The sequence below is a fragment of the Paenibacillus graminis genome (assembly GCF_000758705.1).
GTDB classification, from domain to species: domain Bacteria; phylum Bacillota; class Bacilli; order Paenibacillales; family Paenibacillaceae; genus Paenibacillus_AQ; species Paenibacillus_AQ graminis.
Genome location: NZ_CP009287.1, coordinates 6347265 through 6369045 on the forward strand (window position 1 = coordinate 6347265; position 21781 = coordinate 6369045).

General features: G+C 50.2%; 13 protein-coding genes and 2 pseudogenes. 7 read left to right on the plus strand and 8 right to left on the minus strand.

Annotation, left to right across the window (positions count from 1 at the left end; translation table 11 throughout):
- Positions 1 to 93: 93 nt before the first annotated feature.
- Positions 94 to 429: an ArsR/SmtB family transcription factor gene (locus tag PGRAT_RS27405; protein ID WP_025708488.1), complete on the minus strand. Its 336-nt coding sequence runs from the start codon at positions 427 to 429 to the stop codon at positions 94 to 96.
- Between the two features lie 151 nt (positions 430 to 580).
- Between PGRAT_RS27405 and PGRAT_RS27410 the strand changes: the two genes are divergently transcribed.
- Together PGRAT_RS27410 and PGRAT_RS27415 are read left to right on the plus strand one after the other, a co-directional pair.
- On the plus strand, positions 581 to 1030 hold the full coding sequence (locus PGRAT_RS27410) for a MarR family winged helix-turn-helix transcriptional regulator (RefSeq protein ID WP_025708489.1): 450 nt from the start codon (positions 581 to 583) through the stop codon (positions 1028 to 1030).
- Between the two features lie 67 nt (positions 1031 to 1097).
- Positions 1098 to 1880, plus strand: coding sequence for an arsenite methyltransferase (locus tag PGRAT_RS27415; protein WP_025708490.1), 783 nt, complete (start codon positions 1098 to 1100; stop codon positions 1878 to 1880).
- A 161-nt stretch (positions 1881 to 2041) separates the two neighbouring features.
- On the opposite strand, the gene PGRAT_RS27420 is transcribed toward PGRAT_RS27415, so the two are convergent.
- On the minus strand, positions 2042 to 2311 hold the full coding sequence (locus tag PGRAT_RS27420; protein ID WP_025708491.1) for an ABC transporter permease family protein: 270 nt from the start codon (positions 2309 to 2311) through the stop codon (positions 2042 to 2044).
- Here PGRAT_RS27420 and PGRAT_RS31965 point away from each other — a divergent pair.
- Positions 2310 to 2507, plus strand: a complete 198-nt coding sequence (locus tag PGRAT_RS31965; RefSeq protein ID WP_025708492.1) for a cupin domain-containing protein — start codon at positions 2310 to 2312, stop codon at positions 2505 to 2507. The genes PGRAT_RS27420 and PGRAT_RS31965 overlap by 2 nt on opposite strands.
- 13 nt (positions 2508 to 2520) lie before the next feature.
- Complete coding sequence (locus tag PGRAT_RS31325; protein WP_025708493.1) at positions 2521 to 2976, plus strand: helix-turn-helix domain-containing protein; 456 nt, start codon at positions 2521 to 2523, stop codon at positions 2974 to 2976.
- Between the two features lie 118 nt (positions 2977 to 3094).
- On the opposite strand, the gene PGRAT_RS33560 is transcribed toward PGRAT_RS31325, so the two are convergent.
- Positions 3095 to 9106 (minus strand): invasin domain 3-containing protein, encoded by a 6012-nt coding sequence (locus PGRAT_RS33560; protein ID WP_052415739.1) that lies wholly within the window; start codon positions 9104 to 9106, stop codon positions 3095 to 3097.
- Between the two features lie 428 nt (positions 9107 to 9534).
- On the opposite strand from PGRAT_RS33560, the gene PGRAT_RS27435 reads away from it, so the two are divergent.
- Positions 9535 to 14019: a helix-turn-helix transcriptional regulator gene (locus PGRAT_RS27435; protein ID WP_025703526.1), complete on the plus strand. Its 4485-nt coding sequence runs from the start codon at positions 9535 to 9537 to the stop codon at positions 14017 to 14019.
- Between the two features lie 152 nt (positions 14020 to 14171).
- Here the strand turns inward: PGRAT_RS27435 and PGRAT_RS27440 are convergent, their stop codons facing one another.
- Positions 14172 to 16550, minus strand: coding sequence for an ABC transporter ATP-binding protein/permease (locus tag PGRAT_RS27440; RefSeq protein ID WP_025703527.1), 2379 nt, complete (start codon positions 16548 to 16550; stop codon positions 14172 to 14174).
- A 195-nt stretch (positions 16551 to 16745) separates the two neighbouring features.
- On the opposite strand from PGRAT_RS27440, the gene PGRAT_RS27445 reads away from it, so the two are divergent.
- Positions 16746 to 17420 carry a response regulator transcription factor gene (locus PGRAT_RS27445; RefSeq protein WP_025703528.1) on the plus strand — a complete coding sequence of 225 codons (675 nt, stop codon included), beginning with the start codon at positions 16746 to 16748 and terminating at the stop codon, positions 17418 to 17420.
- 2 nt (positions 17421 to 17422) lie between these two features.
- The gene (locus tag PGRAT_RS27450) at positions 17423 to 18472 is read left to right on the plus strand and encodes a HAMP domain-containing sensor histidine kinase (RefSeq protein ID WP_202903620.1); all 1050 of its coding nucleotides are present in this window, start codon (positions 17423 to 17425) and stop codon (positions 18470 to 18472) included.
- Between the two features lie 119 nt (positions 18473 to 18591).
- Here PGRAT_RS27450 and PGRAT_RS31330 read toward each other — a convergent pair.
- From PGRAT_RS31330 to PGRAT_RS27470, 4 genes and pseudogenes are all read right to left on the minus strand, one after another.
- Positions 18592 to 19379 (minus strand): annotated as a pseudogene (locus PGRAT_RS31330) (MraY family glycosyltransferase).
- Positions 19380 to 19471: 92 nt separating this feature from the next.
- Positions 19472 to 20269, minus strand: a complete 798-nt coding sequence (locus PGRAT_RS27460) for a lipid II flippase Amj family protein (RefSeq protein ID WP_025703530.1) — start codon at positions 20267 to 20269, stop codon at positions 19472 to 19474.
- A gap of 285 nt (positions 20270 to 20554) precedes the next feature.
- Positions 20555 to 20871, minus strand: a pseudogene (locus PGRAT_RS34570) (alpha-N-arabinofuranosidase); the annotation flags it as partial.
- A gap of 54 nt (positions 20872 to 20925) precedes the next feature.
- Entirely contained in the window at positions 20926 to 21780 is an 855-nt protein-coding gene (locus PGRAT_RS27470; protein ID WP_025703532.1) for a carbohydrate ABC transporter permease, read from the minus strand.
- Between the last annotated feature and the right edge of the window lies 1 nt (position 21781).

Sequence of the window (21781 nt, forward strand, 5' to 3'; positions counted from 1 at the left end):
CCGGGCCTCTCACTCCTTTAAGCAGAATTGCACTGCATTTATATAATTAGCATATAACTATATAGTTATATACCAGGCAAAGAAACGTCAGGATCAATGCAATATTTCGCAGCAAGCCGTCACCTGTGTTTTATTCAGCACGGCCAGGATGGTGGAAGCATCAGGTGTAAGCTGAAGCACGGCCTGGATATGGGGTTTGTCCTCAACGTTAAGAGAATAGTGCACCCATTGGCCTTTCTTCTGTTCCTTGACGATGCCTTTGCTTCTTAATTTCCTTAGATGCTGGCTGATAGCAGGCTGGGAGATGTCAAAAATCTCAACAAATTCGCACACGCACCATTCCCGTTCCTTTAATAGAGACAGCATTAAGAGACGCGTTCTATCACCTAACAGCTTCAGGTCATCAGCGAGCCCGGACATATCTGCTATGACAGTAGTTTCCTTCATGACAGTCTCTCCATCCCCAGACATATAAGCCTGTGCTTATATACTAAACGAGGTTTTTAAAATTGACAATCCTCAATTAAATATTGCAACTTGCAAATAAATATTGTATAACTAAATCATGAGGTGAGCCAAATTGGACAATGCACGAGAAATATTTCAGATTATGACCCGGCGCCTAGGGCTGCTGAACAAGAACTGCTGTACCGTTGGAGGATGCGATCTCTCCCCTCAGCAAAGCCATATCCTCTATGAGGTGGACCGCAGACATAATCCTTCCATGCAACAGATTGCGGAAACACTGGGTACGGATGTAACAACGTTCAGCCGTCAGGTTCAGACTTTGGTCAAAATGAATCTGGTCCAAAAAACACCGGACCCCAGCGACCGGAGAGTCTACACTCTCTCGCTTACAGCACCGGGCAAGATGGTCGCCACTACCATTGATACACAAATGAATGAGTATCTGGATGAGGTCTTCTCGTATATGAGTGAATTCGAGCAAGAGACTCTGCTGCGCTCTGTGCAGCTTTTTAATGAAGCTATGGGGAAATCCAGCAAATGCTGTGCGCCCGTTACCGGGTGATTCCTCTTAACCAATACTTGCAAATTGCAAGTATTATAATCCAATATCACACAAGGAGTGTTGAAGAATGACTAAGCTTTCCAATGACCAGATCCGCCAAAATGTACGGGGACGCTATTCACAAATTGCCGTTAAGAACGTGACGTCCGCTTCTTCCTGCTGTAATTCGCCGTCTGATTTCGATTCCATATCCGCCAAGCTCGGATATTCCAGCAGTGAGCTGGCCGCGGCTCCCGAAGGTGCAAATCTGGGCCTTGGCTGCGGGAATCCGCAGGCGATTGCTGAACTGAAGGCAGGCGAGCGTGTGCTTGATCTCGGCAGCGGCGGAGGTTTCGATTGCTTCCTGGCCTCACGCCAGGTAGGGGATAAGGGACATGTCATCGGTGTCGATATGACACCCGAAATGATCAGCCGTGCCCGGAACAATGCGGTTAAAGGGAACTTCGGCAATACCGAATTCCGGCTGGGTGAAATTGAGCATCTTCCGCTCGCTGATCATTCCGTTAACGTGATTATCTCCAATTGTGTCATTAACCTTTCCCCGGACAAACCGCAGGTATTCCGTGAAGTCTACCGTGTCCTTGAGCCGGGGGGCCGTCTGGCCATCTCAGATATTGTAACCACGGCCGAGCTTCCTCCGGAGATCCGAAACAACGTTGATGAGCTTTATGCAGGTTGCATTTCCGGTGCCTCCTCTATCTTGGAACTGGAGGCCATGCTGCAGGAGAGCGGGTTTACGGAGATATCCATCAAACCGAAAGACGAATCCAAATCATTCATTAAGGTTTGGGTTCCGGAATCAAATGTTGAGCAGTACATCGTTTCTGCGGTTATCACAGCGAAGAAATAAAGGGACAGGAGGATACCTTCTCCGATTCAAAAAAACAGCCCCGGTGCAGACAAATTCTCTGCCCGGAGCTGGCATCATTTCACTCCTGACCGCCTCTCAAAGACTGACCATTGTTTTTACCCGTTGATTGAAAGTTGCCCACTCCTTATACCCAATCTGCTTCAGGCTGGCACGGACCTCCTCATAACCGCTTCGTCCATCTCCTTGGAGATCCCGAAATAGAATTGCCGCAGCAAAAAGATCACAAAAGCGCTCCCCGTAAAAGCCGGTACAATGAGCGGCAAATAGGAATTGGTCCAGTGAATCCGGTTAAACAAAAGGTACTGGGGAATTAGGGTAACTTGGCTTGGAATCATCATGGTGCCCAGCACCAGTGTGAACAGCAGCAGACTGCCGCGGGCGCGCAGACGGGCAAAAGCAAAAGCTGCCATGGAAGATGCAAGCACCGTTCCAATGTTCGACATTAGCCGCGAACGGAAGCATCAGTCCTGCATGCCTACACGGCATTACCATAACGGCTATGAAATTTTTTATCTGGTTTCAGGGGATGTCTGCTATTTCATTGAGGATAAAGCGTACCAGGTGGTTGGCGGGGTAGCTTGTCAACGCAAGCGGAGAGTCCTTTGAGCGGACTACACTTGTGTTCAAGCGTGAATTCATGGAGGATTTGTTTCCGGACAACAAAAACTTCGATGTACTCTCCGGCTTTTCGCAGAAAGGGCATCTGCTGCGCTTCAGCGGTGTGGAACAGAGCGCGATCGAGCGTTTATTCGACAAAATGGTCGCTGAGTTCAACAACAAACCACCCGGCTATGAATTTTATCTGAAGACCCTGATGTTCGAGCTGCTGATCTTCATTTACCGTCATCAGGAAACCTCTCCGCGCAGAACCACCCAGGAGACCGGCATCGTTAATAAAAAGATTTTTGAGGTGGTCGATTATTTGAACCGCCATTACGACCAGCGCTATTCGGTCAATGACATTGCCAAACGCTTCTATATCAGCCCGTCCTATTTCTGTAAAACCTTCCGTGACAGCACCGGTTTTACCTTCACCGAGTATTTGAACAATGTCCGCATCAAGGAAGCAGCCTAGTTATGGTGTGAAATAGGAGCCCTTAAAAATAAGTAAAAAGCACAACCGCCGGGTTGCTTCTTTGGCAACCTGGCGGTTGTGCTGCATCGAGCCATCTCCGGCTCATAAGGCACGAACATTACCCATTAATTAGTCCTGCTTGCAGCAGCAGTCTGTGCAGCAATACGGTCGTCTCAGCACGGGTTACTGCCTGCTGCGGACGCAACTCATCTCCATACCCTTTCATAAGACCTTCATAAATCGCTGTCCGCAGCGCTTCCTTTGCCCAGGCGCCAATTTGACTGCTGTCAGTGTAAAGGGACAGATCCGCTTGTACTCCAACGTTGCCTGCTGGAGCAGCATCCGTCAAACGCAGCGCTCGAATGATAGTTACGATCGCTTCTTGCCGAGATACCTTCTGGTTAGGTCTGAAAGCACCATCACCGAAACCATCCATAATCCCGTATGCTTTTACTGCCGCCACAGCACTGCTGTACCAGCTCAAGCCGTTTACATCCCGGAACCCTGAATTGTCTCCTTCCGGCAACCCCAGCGCTCTTGCTACCATTGCAGCGAGTTCGGCCCGTGTAATCGCTGCTCCAGGAGCGAAGTGTCCTCCTTCTGTTCCCTGTACAATCATTCTGTTACTCATTTGGGAAATTTCCGGTTCCGCCCAGTGTCCCTTAATATCTGTTAATGGAGACGTTATGGATACCACTACATAAGTGCTGTTTGTGAGACTGCGAATAACAGCAGCCTGGTGCCCGTCAACTATAGTGAATTCCGTTGGTACCGGGCGCACCCCTGAGTTCTGGTCCCATATGATAGCCGTTGATGCCGCTCCGGCATTCTCGGATAAGTAAATGACTCTTTCTACATAATGGTTAAAGCGGGTGACTTCTTTTTTCTTGCCATTACCCGTTACAAGGACATTGAAATGAACCGGATCGGTTGCCAGGTGAAACCCGTTTGTAGTGGCCGCCTCTTGCAGCTCCGTTTCCCGCTTGCCACGCTCGATGATAATCTGGACTTCCACATCGTCCGTCCAAGTGGTCTGCTGATTTATAATCTCAACTAGCGGCAAGCGATATTGGCCATATTGTGTTTTTATAGTAATTGCAGCCGTCCTGCCAGCCAGGATGGGGACTGTATTGCCGGTAAGCCTGAGCGCCAGTTGATCCGCCTCTTCTTCAACTGAAATCGAAAGATTAGCTTCAGCCGTATTGGATAGCGAATCAAGGGCCTGGTACAGATTATCCATATTCAGCAGAACGTCGATTGTTTTTGCTCCATTGGCATTTACATTACGTGTGGCAAGCCCTGTTACTTTTCTGTTATTAATCCAAACCACTGGTGCATTGCCAGGCAATGACGGACTCGAAGAACCGGGAACAATCGCGGGTCCGCCCGGGACAGATCCGGAATCCGGAACCTTACTGGCCGCTGAACGAATCACGTTGAGCGTATAGGTTTTAAATGAACTGTCTTGCGCCTTGACACGGACCTCAAACTTATTTTGACCTGTTGCAAGAACATACTCTTTGGTTAGTGCATTGCTGTCTACCTGGAGTCCGTTCACATAGACGGCTGCATGCACATTTGCGGGAGTCAGCAGCATTCTCAAACCATACACCGAATCACTGACTTCCAGTGTATTGCTTAGTTTACCCGCATCAAAATCAAACTTCACCGTCCCGCCAAGCCCGATTAGCTGCCAGCCCGTCAAGTCCGAATCGCTGCTCAAAGGTACGATATTCTGGATTTCAATCAAGCTAACATTTGCGTTACCTGCTGTATCTGCCGCATAGACTGAATAAATCCCATTCTCCTGTACGGTGAAATGGTCTTTAATTTGTGTTCCCTGTGTGTCAAAATAAGAGATCGAACGGCTTCCAGCTGCCCATTTTATTGAAGAAATACTATTGTATTCGCCATATACTGACGCATAAACCGCAACATGTACACTGGAGAAGGTTGGAGCGGCAGTATCAACCTGCAGTTTGATAACTGGAGGCTGATCGTACGTAAAAGTAATGCTCACCGTTTCGTCCAGTGATATACCACTTGCTTCTTCCTTTGCAGAATAAGTCACTTTCTCTGCCATTACATTGCTGACCGCAAATGTGGCAAGCCCCTCTTCATTAGTAACTCCATAAACTTCTTGGGTCACAGAGCTTCCATCTTGAGCTTGAAGCTGCACCCGTTTTCCGGCGAGTGGATGATCATATTTATCTTTAAGCCTCACGTAGATCGAGGCTTGGCTTTTCCCATCTGCCCGTACGACTAGATCGCTTGCCGTAACTGTAGAGTAAGATGAACTTACTTCACCCGGTATAAGCTGAACCGTTACCGTTGAGGCTAGCGCACTGCCATCGATAGTGGCACTTATCTTTGCGGTCCCTGCCGCTGCCGGCGCTGTCAGCGTCGCCGTATAGGTTCCGTTATGGTTGTCCGTGACTGGACTCACCGTACCGGATGTCGACGCAACCGTTACCGTCGCCCCTCCGGCAGTTAAAGCATTGCCCTGCGCATCCTTCAGCTTCACGGTCACCGTCGTCTGACTTGTGCCGTCCGCCGTCAACGAAGCATCTCCAACCTCGATTGTGCTGGTCGCCATCGACGGTGCCCCCGCCACGAACTGGACCGTTGCCGTGCTTGTCAGTGCAGCGCCGCCGACCGTTGCACTTACGGTCGCCGTTCCTACCGCTGCCGGCGCTGTCAGCGTCGCCGTATAGGTTCCGTTATGGTTGTCCGTGACTGGACTCACCGTCCCGGATGTCGACGTGATCCCCACCGTTGACCCTCCGGCGGTCAGCGCATTGCCCTGCGCATCCTTCAGCTTCACGGTCACTGTCGTCTGGCTCGTGCCGTCCGCCGTCAACGAAGCATCTCCAACCTCGATTGTGCTGGTCGCCATCGACGGTGCCCCCGCCACGAACTGGACCGTTGCCGTGCCTGTCAGTGCAGCGCCGCCGACCGTTGCACTTACGGTCGCCGTTCCTGCCGCTGCCGGCGCTGTCAGCGTCGCCGTATAGGTTCCGTTATGGTTGTCCGTGACTGGACTCACCGTACCGGATGTCGACGTGATTCCCACCGTCGACCCTCCGGCAGTTAAAGCATTGCCCTGCGCATCCTTCAGCTTCACGGTCACCGTCGTCTGGCTCGTGCCGTCTGCCGTCAACGAAACATCTCCAACCTCGATTGTGCTGGTCGCCATCGACGGTGCCCCCGCCACGAACTGGACCGTTGCCGTGCCTGTCAGTGCAGCGCCGCCGACCGTTGCACTTACGGTCGCCGTTCCTGCTGTTGCCGGCGCTGTCAGCGTCGCCGTATAGGTCCCGTTATGGTTGTCCGTGACTGGACTCACCGTCCCCTGCGTCGCCGCAACCGTTACCGTTGACCCTCCGGCAGTTAAAGCATTGCCCTGCGCATCCTTCAGCTTCACGGTCACTGTCGTCTGGCTCGTGCCGTCCGCCGTCAACGAAGCATCTCCAACCTCGATTGTGCTGGTCGCCATCGACGGTGCCCCCGCCACGAACTGGACCGTTGCCGTGCCTGTCAGTGCAGCGCCGCCGACCGTTGCACTTACGGTCGCCGTTCCTGCCGCTGCCGGCGCTGTCAGCGTCGCCGTATAGGTTCCGTTATGGTTGTCCGTGACTGGACTCACCGTACCGGATGTCGACGTGATTCCCACCGTCGACCCTCCGGCAGTTAAAGCATTGCCCTGCGCATCCTTCAGCTTCACGGTCACCGTCGTCTGGCTCGTGCCGTCCGCCGTCAACGAAACATCTCCAACCTCGATTGTGCTGGTCGCCATCGACGGTGCCCCCGCCACGAACTGGACCGTTGCCGTGCCTGTCAGTGCAGCGCCGCCGATCGTTGCACTTACGGTCGCCGTTCCTGCCGCTGCCGGCGCTGTCAAAGTCGCCGTATAGGTTCCGTTATGGTTGTCCGTGACTGGACTCACCGTACCGGATGTCGCCGCAACCGTTACCGTCGACCCTCCGGCAGTTAAAGCATTGCCCTGCGCATCCTTCAGCTTCACCGTCACTGTCGTCTGGCTCGTGCCATCCGCCGTCAACGAAGCATCTCCAACCTCGATTGTGCTGGTCGCCATCGACGGTAACCCGGCCACGAACTGGACCGTTGCCGTGCTTGTCAGTGCAGCACCGCCGACCGTCGCACTTACAGTCGCCATTCCTACCGCTGCCGGCGCTGTCAGCATCGCCGTATAGGTCCCGTTATGGTTGTCCGTGACTGGACTCACCGTCCCGGATGTCGACGCAACCGTTACCGTCGACCCTCCGGCGGTAAGCGCATTGCCCTGCGCATCCTTCAGCTTCACGGTCACCGTCGTCTGGCTCGTGCCGTCCGCCGTCAACGAAGCATCTCCAACCTCGACTGTGCTGGTCGCCATCGACGGTGCCCCCGCCACGAACTGGACCGTTGCCGTGCCTGTCAGTGCAGCGCCGCCGACCGTTGCACTTACGGTCGCCGTTCCTGCCGCTGCCGGCGCTGTCAGCGTCGCCGTATAGGTTCCGTTATGGTTGTCCGTGACTGGACTCACCGTACCGGATGTCGACGTGATTCCCACCGTCGACCCTCCGGCGGTCAGCGCATTGCCCTGCGCATCCTTCAGCTTCACGGTCACTGTCGTCTGGCTCGTGCCGTCCGCCGTCAACGAAGCATCTCCAACCTCGATTGTGCTGGCCGCCATCGACGGTGACCCGGCCACGAACTGGACCGTTGCCGTGCTTGTCAGTGCAGCACCGCCGACCGTTGCACTTACAGTCGCCATTCCTACCGCTGCCGGCGCTGTCAGCATCGCCGTATAGGTCCCGTTATGGTTGTCCGTGACTGGACTCACCGTACCGGATGTCGACGCAACCGTTACCGTCGACCCTCCGGCGGTCAGCGCATTGCCCTGCGCATCCTTCAGCTTCACGGTCACCATCGTCTGGCTCGTGCCGTCCGCCGTCAACGAAGCATCTCCAACCTGGACTGTGCTGGTCGCCATCGACGGTAACCCGGCCACGAACTGGACCGTTGCCGTGCCTGTTAGTGCAGCGCCGCCGACCGTTGCACTTACGGTCGCCGTTCCTGCCGCTGCCGGCGCTGTCAGCGTCGCCGTATAGGTTCCATTATGGTTGTCCGTGACTGGACTCACCGTACCGGATGTCGACGTGATTCCCACCGTCGACCCTCCGGCGGTCAGCGCATTGCCCTGCGCATCCTTCAGCTTCACGGTCACCGTCGTCTGGCTCGTGCCGTCCGCCGTCAACGAAACAGCTCCAACCTCGATTGTGCTGGTCGCCATCGACGGTGACCCGGCTACGAACTGGACCGTTGCCGTGCCTGTCAGTGCAGCGCCGCCGACCGTTGCACTTACGGTCGCCGTTCCTGCCGCTGCCGGCGCTGTCAGCGTCGCCGTATAGGTCCCGTTATGGTTGTCCGTGACTGGACTCACCGTACCGGATGTCGACGTGATTCCCACCGTCGACCCTCCGGCGGTAAGCGCATTGCCCTGCGCATCCTTCAGCTTCACGGTAACCGTCGTCTGGCTCGTGCCGTCCGCTACAAGGCTGGACTCTGCACTGGATATCTCACTTAATGCAGGAGATGTCGAATAATCGGCAATCATGTACGTTCTGAAAGAGAAGTCATAATTGTTAGCCGGGGAGTATCCTCTTGTATACGGGTTGCCACTGCTGCTATACCACCCGAAACCACTCGATCCTCCGAACTCCGTAGAAGCAACCATTCTATACATCGTGTCCTTCTGCAAATAAGGTGATGCTCCAGAAAAGTCAACCGACGTCCAGCCTGTGCTGTAGGAAGCCAGTTGCGCTTCACCGAGCAATACCGAAAGATTCCCTTCCTTATAAATTTTTAACTTCAGGACTCCAGGTGAACCATAGGTATCGAATATATTCAGTTCAATCCTGCTGAGATTTCCGGTAATCCCCGGAGTAAAGGTTTGATATCTTCCATTTTCATAATTGACCCATACATTCCCTGTCACATTTTCCTGCTTTTGATCCAATACCACTGGATCTGCAGCAGATACATCCCCATAAAACACCGATCCGAAAACAACCATGAATACCAAAATCATGGCGATCCGGCGTTCGTATCGTTGTATACCTTTCATTAAATATCCTCCATTTCCTGACTTCCCGATGAATCGAAAGAACGCTTATGTAAGTTGAATCTTTTATCTACCAAAACCGGACGGATTTACCGATATAATGACTTAACTCACGAAAAAAGTGCCTACCCCGACAATCAGCGCCGCTAATAAAAAAATGCCAAAATACCATTTTGTAAACTTAAAGCTTATCCCGGGTCCATCCCACCAAATCTTCACAAAGATCACAACGCCAAGAAGAAGAATACTAATAAAAGCAATTAGGGCATTCTCCATTTATTCACCTAAACCTCTCCCATTTCTCAAATCAGCTAATAAGTCATGCTCCAAGCATAGAGTTAATATTTAAAATTCTCTATACCTAAAAAGTTGTATCTTCCATTACAATAATATGTATTCGCTACTAAGCCTAATATTAGAGGTGTTCAAAAATGAAAGTGAATCAACAAGTTGACAGTGTTATCAGAAGAATCCTACTCGAAAACGCTGATTCTGGTAAAAGCCTGCAGCATGATGCAGATATGACGCTAAGAGAATTCATGAATCGACAGCCCTGTACAAAACCGGAGGTATTTCTCACCCTTGCCAGGTCCATCGCGGCAGGTGTCCTGCAGCTTCATCAGCTGCAGACCCTTCATCTGGATTTGCGGCCTGAGCGGATCGGGGTCCGTTCCAATGGCCAAGAGGCTTATTTAATAGATTCAGGTTATGCACTGCAACGCTCGGACAACGGTTATATCCGTCCGGCTGGCTATGGTATGTCTGACACGGGTTTACCCTATTGTTCGCCTGAGAACACAGGCAGAATGCTGCGGACAGTGGATGAGCGAAGCGATCTATATTCTATCGGCGTTATTTTCTACGAAATTTTGGCCGGATATCTGCCCTTTCTTGCCGACAATCCGCTGGAATGGGTGTATATGCATCTGGCACAAGCCCCTCCTCCACTAACACGGGAACAGTCACATTTACCTGACGGCTTGGAGGCTGTAGTAATGAAGCTGCTCGACAAAAATCCGGATAATCGCTACCAGAATGCCGGTTTTTTACTAGCAGACCTAGACAAAATCGGACGTTCCCAAGACACCCTTTTCATGGAACCCGGGTTTCACGGAAGAGAATATGAGATCTCCATGCTGACCCAGGCCTTTTATTCCGCTTGCTTCGGATCAACAGAAATGGTCTACGTTTCGGGCGAAGCCGGCATCGGCAAAACGAGCCTTATAGACGAGGTTTTCCGCAAACAGCAGCATGCCCGTAATTTTTTTTATGTCACCGGTAAATTCGAGCAAATATCTAAAGAAAGCCCCTATCATCCGATTATCCAAGCCTTTCGTGGCTTGATGCGGCATCTGCTGGGAGAACGCAAGGAACAGTCCGAGCTGTGGAGGCAAAGACTGCAGGAAACACTTGGGGCAAGCGCTAACGTCATTACTGATATTATTCCTGAAGTGGAGCTGATCCTGGGCTCCATGCCGTCTGCGGAGGAGCTTCCGGCCAATGAATCGAAGAAACGGTTCATCTATATTTTCCGCAAATTTGTACAAGCCCTAGCCTCCAAAGAATACCCTCTCGTCCTGTTTATTGATGATTTACAGTGGGCGGATTCATCTTCACTGCAGTTGATTCATGCGCTGATGTGCGACCCGGAATGCCAATATTTGATGTTCATCTGCGCTTATCGCCCTAACGAAACAGACCGCAGCAAGCTGCCGGGATACGAGCTGGATGGGAGCATTACCGATCAGGCAGTAATCCGCCATATTCATTTGTCACCGCTTAGTCTTGAGCAAATGAATCATATTGTGATGGAGACACTGAATAGCGGGAAGGAGACTGCACTATCTTTTACGGAGCTGTTATACCCTAAATCAGGCGGCAATCCGTTTCATTTCAAGCAAATATTGCTGCACTTTCAAGACGACGGCATCCTGCAGTACAACCACGGGAATCAATGCTGGCAATGGAATTTGGGACAGATCATGGGGCAGGAACCGAGCTATGCCATCAATGATTTAATGGAGCACAGATTGCGGCGTCTCTCAGGGGTTGCACAGGAGCTGCTGCAAATTGCGGCTTGCGTGGGAAGTACCTTCCACCCGGATCTGATAGCCTGCGTTGCCAAACGGGAAACCCCGGAGGTTCATGCAGAATGGGCCACGATTGAGGCTGAAGGCATGATTTCGGCATATGATACAGATGAATTCCGTTTTGCCCACGATAATATCCAGAAGCTGATTTACAGCCAGATAGGGGATGAAGCGAGACAGGCCATTCATATCCGGATTGCCGCAACCTTGCAGGCTGCCGGGGATGGAGAGCACTTGTTTGATGTGGTCAATCATTTAAATAAAGGCTCCGGCAAAAATATGGAAGAAGCCGAGAACCTTAAGCTCGTACAACTAAATCTTGATGCGGGCAACCGTGCCAAGGCTGCTTCCGCTTACGACGTTGCGCTGGGTTATTTCAGAAAAGGGGTAGAACTAATGTCCGCAGAAGCTTGGAACAACGCCTTCGAGCTCTGTTTTGAACTGCATGCGGAGCAAGCGGAATGTGAATATTTATGTGGAAATGCTAAGGAGTCCGACCGGCAAATCGATTTCCTGCTTGGGTTTGCACGCAGTCCGGCTGAGCGGAGCAGAGTTCAGATGATCCGGATTATGCAGTATATTAATCAAGGCAAGTATTTGGAGGGCACAGCACTTGGTCTCGAAAGCCTGCGGGAGCATCATATCATCATTCCGCCCCATCCGGGCAAATTCGCACTGATGATGGAAGCGGTGCGAATGGAGGTCCTTCTTCGCAACCGGTACGATAGGCTCGCTGATTTGGAGGAAATGTCCGATAATGACCGGATAGCTGCAATGAATCTCATTCTTGCGATTATACCCTCCACCTTCTTCACGAATAAAAGGATTTATTTCCTTCTGATATGCAGAGCTATTCAATTATCCATTAAATATGGAAATACCCCTGTTTCCGCAGCCGTTTATTCTGCGTATGGCATGCTGTTGGGCAGTGCATGGGGTAAATTCGATAAGGGCTATGCCATTGGCAAGGTCGGAATGGAGCTTTCCGAGCGTTATAATATCACTTCAGTTAAAAGCAAAACCTATACTATGTTCGGCGGAGTGCTCTGCCAATTTGCCGGAAATGCGCTCGAAGGCGAGAGATACTTGTCCAAGGCGCTTCGCTTTGGCCTGGAGTCAGGAGACTATGTGTTTGCCAGCTATGCCATTGGCGCACATGTTAATTCGCTCTATACCAGAGCGCCTTTAAGTGAATTCGAAAGAACCATAGCCGAATATATGGTGGTCCTTGATACTACAAATGACGAGTTCGTGAAGCAGAACTTCTACCTGTATCAGCAATTTATTCTTGCCCTTCAAGGGAGGACGGCTGCCCCCTACTCCTTCAGCAGCGCTGGGTTTGAGGAGGAGGAGTTCCTCCGCCGGACTCAGACTGAGGAGACCTCAGCCACTACCTTCTTTCAATACAATACTTATAAGACTCAGCTTTGTTACTTGCTTGGTAATTATGAGGAAGCCATTCACTGGGCGCAGCGGGCGGAATCCTATAAAGACTACGCGACACATTTGCCGCATTTGCCGGAATGCCTTTTCTATGAGTCGCTCGCTGCATTGGCCGGTTCTGCACCGTCATGGAAAGAGGCTCATACTAAGAAGCGCCTCCTGAGCCATCTTGACCGTTTCCGGAAATGGGCGGCATGGAGTCCGGATAATTATCAGCCCAGATATGATCTCCTTCAAGCCGAAATGGCCCGTGTTTCCGGCGAATTCAGGAGGGCTGAAGAATTGTATGACAAAGCCATTCGTGAAGCCAGGGAGCGGGATGATATACAGGTGGCCAGCCTTTCGGGCGAGCTTGCCGCCTGCCACTACTGGAGTCGCGGCAATCAAAAAACGGCTTTATTTTATTTGCAAACGGCCTTTGAGGCATATACCGGGTGGGGCGTACAAGTGAAGCTCACACAGTTAGAAAAGCTTATGCGGCACTGGCAGCAGGATGAGAACGCTGATACAGCTTCCGAAAACCTGCAAAGCACGCCAGAACCTAACAAAATACGACTAGCGGCAGAAACCACCGTCTCTCGTAATATGCCAAATGCCTTTGAAAACTTTGATCTTGCGGCAATCCTCAAAACCACCCAGGCGATATCCAATCAGGTGGACATCGATACTGTGCTTGCGGAGATCATGAATACCATAATGAAGTACGCAGGTGCCAGCAAGGGTGCTCTGCTGATGGGCAGTAATGATGGGCTCTACATACAGATCTATGCTGATTCTGAAGCGCAGGTTCCCCCCGCCCCATTGGAATTGAATGGCAGCTCTCTCTTGCCCGAAGGCATCATCAGATATGTTTTCCGCACGCAGGAGGATGTTTATTATTCCGGGGACGAGGACAGCTGGCTGATTCATAATCCGTATATTGCGGAGCACCGGCCCGGTTCCGCACTCTGCATCCCGGTAACCGTTCATAGTAATATGCTTGGGATTCTATATCTCGAAAACAGGCTGGCAAGCGGTGTGTTCGCGTCCGAGCGGATGGCTGTCCTTCAAGCTATGGCTTCAAACGGAATATTGATGTGCATGCTGCAGAACTCGGCTGAGCCAGCCTTTCCGGAACCAGTGCTAACCGAAGAACCCCCGCCAATGTCCGCTACAATGGAGGAGCCGCTTACCGATCGTGAGCTTGAGGTCCTCGCGTTACTGGCAGCAGGATTATCTAATAAAGAAATTGCCGATCAACTGATTATCGCCATAGGCACAGTAAAGGTGCACGTCAAAAACATCTTTGCCAAACTAAAAGTCAACCGGCGCACCAAAGCAATTGTTCAGGCCAAGGAGCTTAAGCTGCTCAGCTCTTCGAATGACCATTTTCAGATTCGTTAAGCAAGGGCGGGAAGCAGCCTCTTGACGCCTATTGAACTCCCCCAGGTTCCTCTTCTCCTCAGCGCGTTCACACAAAAATTGCCGGAGCACTAGAACTGCGTTCATTCCAGGCTCCGGCATCTTTAGTTAGTGTACACCTTCATCACTGCCCCTTACTCACTGCGCAGGGCTGTAACCGGGTCTTTCTTCGCGGCCATCTTGGCCGGGATGAATCCGCCGATCATCGTAAGCCCTACACTGATCACGCCCAGAATAAACGCATGCAGCGGATTCAGCTGGGCGACATTCGACAGTTCCGTCAGATTATAGAGAATGGCATTAACCGGAATCGTCAACAAGTAGGTAATGCCGATCCCCAGGAGGCCTGAGCAGGCTCCGATAATAAAGGTCTCGGCATTGAATACCCGTGTAATATCCTTCTTACGGGCTCCCAGCGCGCGCAGGACTCCAATCTCCTTCGTCCGCTCCATGACGGAGATATAGGTGATGATCCCGATCATGATCAGTGACACTACCAGGGAAATCGCAGCAAAAGCAACAAGCACCATCGTAATCCCGTCCATAATACCGCCAGATATATTGGTAACGATAGCGGCCAAATCGGTATACTCGACCTGATCCTTGGCATCACGTCCTTCATTCCATTTATCCAGATAAGCCGTGACCGATTCCTTGGCGCTGAAATCAATCGGGTACAGCGAAACCGAGTTAGGGATGTCCGTTGCCCCCAGAGATGCCAGCACATCCTCTTTAGTTAAGGAAACAGCCCCCAGTGCTGCGCCTCTGCCAGGGCCCATCATCCCCATCGGACTTGTACCGGCTCCGCCTGCGCCGCTGCCCGCGGCACCATCAGACAATACTTGACCGGTCAGCACGTTGAAATCTGCTTTTTCCTGTGCCACAACGATTTCGGATTTCTGCGCATCTGCTATAAATGAAGCGGCAAGCTCATCCGAATAGGCAATGCCCGGAGACAGTGTAGATATGCTGGAGCCTTCCTGGCCGCGCAGCACCCCGACGATGTTCAGGGTCACCGCTTTAGGACTGTTATAGAGGTCCATAACATTCGCGGCTGTTCCGTTTACGACAAACTGCCCGCCGTTTTTGCGGTAATAGTCGTTGTTCATTACGAGCTTCAGTTGTTTACCAATAAGATCTCCCAGATTGATACTATCCGCTTTATAATCCAGCCCCAGGGCATCGGCCGCAGCTTCGGTCAGGCGGTTATATTCATCCAAGATGAGCACGACATCCGTCGGCTTGGCAGGGAATGTTCCTTCCAGCACATCATAATATTGCTCCAGATAGCTTCCCGCCTCACTTCCCTGTTTGCTGGGATATGCGGTGAAGCCGATATTGCTTTTATCCAGCGCAGCCGCCTTTTTGCCATCCGAAACCAGCACATTCATATTCACGGTGCGGGTATAGGAAATACCATCAATAAGCTCGGGGTCAATCTGATTCAAATACTCGATATATTCTTTAGTCAACACATTTGTATGCTGTGATGAATTCTCGCTCGGATCATAGGGGTATAGCTTTTTCTCTTTAGGGTACGAGGGAAGCTCCGAGTCTTTGCCGGCTGGCGGTCCCAGTTCTACATTTATCGGTGTCTGAGTAATCTGGATCGGGAAGTTAGAGAGCGCCCCCGTTTCATAGGTGTTGATCTGCTTATCGAATCCATTCGACAAGGACAGGATCAAGGCAATGCCAATGATTCCGATACTTGAGGCAAAAGCAGTCAGGCCCGTCCGCCACTTCTTGGTCGCGATATTTTTCCCGGATAATTTCAGGGCGGTGAAAAAGCTCATGCTGGTTTCCTTCAGCTTATAAGAGCTTGAGGTCTTCTGATTCGCCAGCGGGTTGCTGTCCGAAACCGCATGACCATCCGAAAAACGAATGACACGGTCTGCATAGCTCTCAGCCAGCTCCGGATTATGCGTAACCATGATAACCAGCTTATCCTCCGCAATCTTCTTAATCAGCTCCATGATCTGCTCACTGGTTTCCGTATCCAGCGCCCCCGTCGGCTCATCCGCGAGAATAATATCCGGATTGTTGGCCAGGGCACGGGCAATCGCTACCCGCTGCATCTGTCCGCCGGAGAGCTGGTTCGGCTTTTTATGGACATGCTCCTTGAGTCCGACCTTCTCCAGGACTTCAAGCGCCTTGCGGTGTTTCTCACCGGAGTCTACCCCGCTGAGCGTCATCCCCATCTCCACATTATCCGTGATACTCAGATGCGAAATCAGATTATAGCTTTGAAAAATAAAGCCCACACTATTATTGCGGTACGCATCCCAATCGGCGTCTTTGAAGTGCTCCGTTGACTGGCCGTTGATAACCAGCTCTCCGCTGTCATATTGATCCAGTCCGCCGATGATATTCAGCAGCGTGGTTTTCCCCGAACCGCTCTGGCCCAAAATGGCGACAAATTCACTTTCCCTGAAATTCAGATTCACTTTATCCAGCGCTACCTGCGTGAAGTCTCCGGTCTTATAGCTCTTGGTGATGTTTTTTAATTGCAGCATCTCATCAGTCTCCTTTTCTATCCCTGTACTCTTTGCTCTCTCTAATCTTTCTCTGTTCTTGTCTTGCTGGCACCAGTATAAGTTCCAAATATAAACTAAACCTCAACTTAGGCAGTTGAGATTCAATTGATGTTCATGAAGTATACTTAAGCCATCTATATACTGAACCCTATGAAGCACCCCGGGAGGAACCTCATGTTTAATATTCTTGTAGTTGAGGATGACAGCAAATTACGGCAGCTCTTCTGTACAGTCCTGACCAAAAACGGATACCGGGCAATCCCGGCAGTTAACGGCGAGGATGCCCTTACGGTGTTGGATAAGGAATTTATCGACTTGATGATCTGCGATATTATGATGCCGCAAATGGATGGCTACGAGCTGACGCGGACACTCAGAGACAATAACAATAATCTTCCGGTTCTTATGGTGACTGCACGGGAGACCTTTGCTGACAAACAACAGGGATTTCTCGTTGGAATCGACGATTATATGGTTAAGCCCATTAATGTAAATGAAATGCTTCTGCGTGTCGGGGCGCTGCTGCGGCGTGCCAAGATTATTAGCGAACGCCGGATTGAATGTGGAGGAACCGTGCTGGATTATGACTCCCTGACCGTCAACCAGAGACAGGAAAGCATCCTTCTTCCGCAAAAGGAATTTTATTTACTCTATAAACTAATCTCCTATCCGAATAAAATCTTTACCAAACAGCAGCTGATGGATGAAATTTGGGGGATGGATACGGAATCCGATGAGCATACAGTAGTGGTCCATATTAACCGCTTGCGCGAGCGTTTCAGGGAGAGCACAGACTTTGAAATTGTCACTGTAAGAGGACTCGGCTATAAGGCGGTGAAGCTGGGATGAGGATGAGGCGCCCTAAAAACAGAGGTTTGTGGTGGTATTTTGTATCGTTGGTGTTTGTGATTATCCTGTCCTTCCTTTTACTCTTGTCGATCTTAGCCTATCTATATATCAGTCTAGGCAATGATTTAGTACAGCACAGAAATCCTTTCCCGCCTATTCTAACCATTATATTATTCAGCCTCATCCTCGGAACAACGATCACTTTGACTGTGGGCCGGAAAGTATTAGCTCCCATCGCGGATCTGATCAAGGCAGCCAAGGAAGTCTCCAAAGGCAACTTTGAGATTCATTTGGATGAATCCCACCGGGTGGGCGAAATCAGCGACGTCGCTCACCACTTCAATATTATGGTTCAGGAGCTGCGCAGCATCGAGACTCTGCGCAATGATTTTGTGGTCAATGTGTCCCACGAATTCAAGACGCCCCTTGCGGCGATCGAGGGGTATGCCACCCTTTTGCAGGATGACAGTCTAAGCAAAGAAGAGCATGACGAATACACCGGGATGATTATTGACAGCGCCCGGCAATTAACCACCCTGTCCGGCAATATCCTCAAAATATCCAAGCTCGAAAACCAGGAACTGCTCACAGAACAAACGGAATACCGCTTGGACGAGCAGCTCCGGCAGGCTCTTCTATTACTGGAACCGGCTTGGGGGCCGAAGCAGCTGAGCCTTAACCTTGATCTTGAGGAGCTGCGCTATTACGGAAATGAAGAGCTCATGATGCAAGTATGGCTCAATGTGCTCGGCAATGCGGTCAAATTCACGCCGGAAGGCGGAGAAATTTCGGTTTCTCTCCGTCCCGGCCCCTCATGGATTACAGCGGTCATCTCTGATACAGGAATAGGAATGGCCCCGAAGGTCCGCAAGCATATTTTCGAGAAATTCTACCAGGGCGATCCCGCCCGCTCTGCCGAAGGCAACGGCCTCGGCCTGCCCCTGGTCAGCCGAATTATCAGCTTAAGCGGAGGCACGGTCGAGGTTAGCAGCGAGCCGGGGGTGGGATCGGCTTTTACGATTAAGCTGCCTGGGCCAGTCAACGTAAAATAAGTATTTAATGACCCTATAAAAGAATCGCAAATCCTTTTTGTTATGATGCTTTTCCAAACTGCATATTCGATTTTGCAAAATCATTATGTAGGAATTATGTTGCATACTGAATTGCGCGCTTAAAGCATGAGATACTTCCAGATCAACCAGCAAAACAGTACGGATACCCAGGAAATGAAACCGAAAATCATCACGATTTTGTTTTCGCTCCACCCGTACTTCAGGCTGAAATGGTAATGGATCGGGGCCATCCGGAACAGCCGCAACTTCGTCCGTTTGTACCACCACACCTGCAAAATGACCGACAGTTGCTCTGCCAAATAGACGAGAAACAGTATTGGAATCAAAACCTCGACCTTCTCAATGATGGCTAAAACGGAAAGGGAACCTCCTATCGCCAGTGAACCCGTATCGCCCATAAACACTTTTGCCGGATAGATGTTGTACAGGAAAAGCCCAAGCAAACAGCCGATCATGACGAGTGAAAATGCCTGCACTTCAGGTTTGTCCGAAATCATGAAAAAGAAAAAATACGTCGGAACGGCCGCATTGATCAGCAGCCCATCAAGACCGTCCGTAAAATTGATGGCATTCGCCGAGCCGACCACAAACAGAAGCATGACTGCCATATAAAATCATCCAGAAATCCGACGGAGCTGAACAACAAAAATGTAACGCATAAGAGCAACATTAGAGGCCCGGGACGAAACTGCAGCGAAATTGCTATCCCGATAAGCAGGGTCAGCCCTGCCATAAGCGGTGTACCTCGTTTGGCCTGATGATCCGCTGGTAGCTCGGCGCGAATTGGCTGCGTTAGCCTCAGCCTGCGCAGCGTCCAGATCAACAGCGGGGTAAATACCGCCACCAGAAGAAAGGACAGCCCGGAAATAGCCATGATTCCGTACATATGACGAACTCCTCTTCTTTATGCTTTTTATTTAAGTGTTCTGCCCGTTAGCTCAATGAATTGCTCATCTCTTCTACAATCCTTTTGAGTCATTATAGTACCGATACCATCCATTTAATCCAATAAGCGGCTGGCTCCAGCAATACCTGTGCAAGAACAGTTCCAACTAGTCGAGACACCATTAATAACCCAAAAACCTTATTAAGTGTAGCCGTCTTACGTTCTCCTCTTAGAACTTTATCGGTAATTAAACCGATTTGCGGATCAATGAGTATGGTAAGTAAAATAGTCGCCATCCCATTTATTAGACCAGAAGATTGTGAGGCGGCAGTCGAGTATTCTGTGGTTAATGTTGAAGCAAGTAGAGCTGCTAGCACACCGATTGTGTAGATTGCGGTTACCAAACAATTCAGAACCACCAGCCTTTTGGGTATACCTCCAATCCTCAGCCTTGACAGCATCGATAATTTGGGAAAACGCAAATGATATCGTGCATTATTTATCTTTTGAAAAGAAACCGAAGAACGAATCATTTGTGGTATAGATCCTGCCACTTCTAAATGAGATATCACTCTTGAAGAGAGTAATACAGCTGATGGGAACAGTAATAAAGCTGTAAATGTCCCTAAGGCGGCAGCACCGATAATAATCCGAAACTGATCAATTAGATGATAATCCTGATTATGTTTTGCGTAGTCTAGAATTTTGCCGGTAAGTAGGGCCTGGACCATGTTAGCTGTTCTTGAAATGAGCAGTATAATCCCCGATAAGGACATGGCGACCGCTAATTTCCCTAAACGTACACCAGCTAAACGAAGGGAATATGTAAGCGTCTCGGAAAGATGAATAATAAAAGTAAATAAAGATACTAGTAATACTTGCTCGACCAATCGACCACCTCATACGCGTTCATAATGATAGTGAATAAAGTTATAAGTAAAATGATAAAGTAAAAAGCCTTTCGATAAAGAGAAATTATTCTGTCTTTATTTCCTGTTTTCGACCCTCAACTTAATCGATGTTATTCTCAGTGTGGCCCGCCACGGTTATGAACATTATTAAACGCAAAAAAGGATGTCTCCGAAGCATTAGCTTCAAGACATCCTTAAGCAGAATCAGGTTATCTCAGAACACATACAGTTGAAAGCAGGACGTTCGCTTAAAGGAGTACAGGCCGGATTCAGGACCGTTCCTTGAAAGACAAAAGGTCCCCAAGGCTTATCGCTCACTGCATAGACGATTTTATGAGTCGTGCCCGTAGAGTACGACAGATAATATTTCCCCTCATACTTATGCATCCAAGGGCCCTCGAAATATTTTCCATAGATAATACATGATAATCTTCCATCGCATATTGGTCGCCATTATCGTTTGTAGGTCCGTCGTGGTCGATGTCATGGGATGGATAAATATACAGTTTGCCCTTGAATACATGAGCGGAGGGATCGGCTGTATAGAGATGGGTAACTAGCGGCTCATTTTGTGCTGCCATAGTCGGATTCTCCTCCTCATTAAAATTAGTATGGTTGATTACCCCAGGAAGGGGTTATTCTTTCACGCCTCCCAGCGCTACGCCCGCGATAATATACCGGGACAACAGGAAATAAACTACAAACAGCGGTAAGGCCGTCAAAGCCAGACCCATATAGATCGAGCCAAACTCCGTTTTATAGATATCGCCGCGCAGTAAGCTTACCATGACCGGCATCGTATACTTTTCCTTCTGTGTCAGCAAAATCAGCGGCATGAACAAATTGTTCCAATTGGCCACAAAAGCAAAAATGGCTTGCGTCGCCACGGCCGGCATCATCAGCGGCAGGATGATCCGGTTAAAGGTTTTGAATTCACCAGACCCGTCTACGCGCGCTGCTTCTACGATCTCTATCGACAGCGTTGCGAGCAGGTATTGGCGCATGAAGAACACCACCGCCGGAGCTGCTATCGCAGGCAGAATCAGCGGAAGAAAGCTGTTTGTCCAATGTATTTTATACATGAACTGATAGAATCCGATGGCACTTGCCTGAGAAGGAATCATCATCACGCATAAGATAAAGGTAAAGAATGGCTTACGCAGCTTCCAGTCATAGGTCACAAGCCCATAGGCCGCCAAGGACGAGAAGTAGACCGTTAAGATGGTGGCTGAACTCGAGATAATAAACGAATTCAGGAACCCCTGTATGGGATCAAAGCTCTTATCCAGCAGCACCCGCAGGTTGCTCATCATGTGGGTCGAAGGAAGCAGTGAAAGACCGCTTTGGATTTCCGCCGTAGAGCGGGTAGCATTTACAAACATGATCCAAAAAGGGAGGATGCTAAGCACCGCCAAAAAGATGCAGACGATATAGATAATCGTCTTGTTTATCTTTCGGGTAACGGTTCCGTTTTTATAATTGTGGTCCATA

Bases quoted from the DNA above. Each gene is read 5' to 3' on its own strand.
- PGRAT_RS27415 (WP_025708490.1), top strand. From the start codon at position 1,098: ATGACTAAGCTTTCCAATGACCAGATCCGCCAAAATGTACGGGGACGC.
- PGRAT_RS31965 (WP_025708492.1), top strand. From the start codon at position 2,310: ATGGAAGATGCAAGCACCGTTCCAATGTTCGACATTAGCCGCGAACGG.
- PGRAT_RS27420 (WP_025708491.1), bottom strand. From the start codon at position 2,311: ATGGCAGCTTTTGCTTTTGCCCGTCTGCGCGCCCGCGGCAGTCTGCTG.
- PGRAT_RS33560 (WP_052415739.1), bottom strand. From the start codon at position 9,106: ATGAAAGGTATACAACGATACGAACGCCGGATCGCCATGATTTTGGTA.
- PGRAT_RS27435 (WP_025703526.1), top strand. From the start codon at position 9,535: ATGAAAGTGAATCAACAAGTTGACAGTGTTATCAGAAGAATCCTACTC.
- PGRAT_RS27440 (WP_025703527.1), bottom strand. From the start codon at position 16,550: ATGCTGCAATTAAAAAACATCACCAAGAGCTATAAGACCGGAGACTTC.
- PGRAT_RS27445 (WP_025703528.1), top strand. From the start codon at position 16,746: ATGTTTAATATTCTTGTAGTTGAGGATGACAGCAAATTACGGCAGCTC.
- PGRAT_RS27450 (WP_202903620.1), top strand. From the start codon at position 17,423: ATGAGGCGCCCTAAAAACAGAGGTTTGTGGTGGTATTTTGTATCGTTG.
- PGRAT_RS27470 (WP_025703532.1), bottom strand. From the start codon at position 21,780: ATGGACCACAATTATAAAAACGGAACCGTTACCCGAAAGATAAACAAG.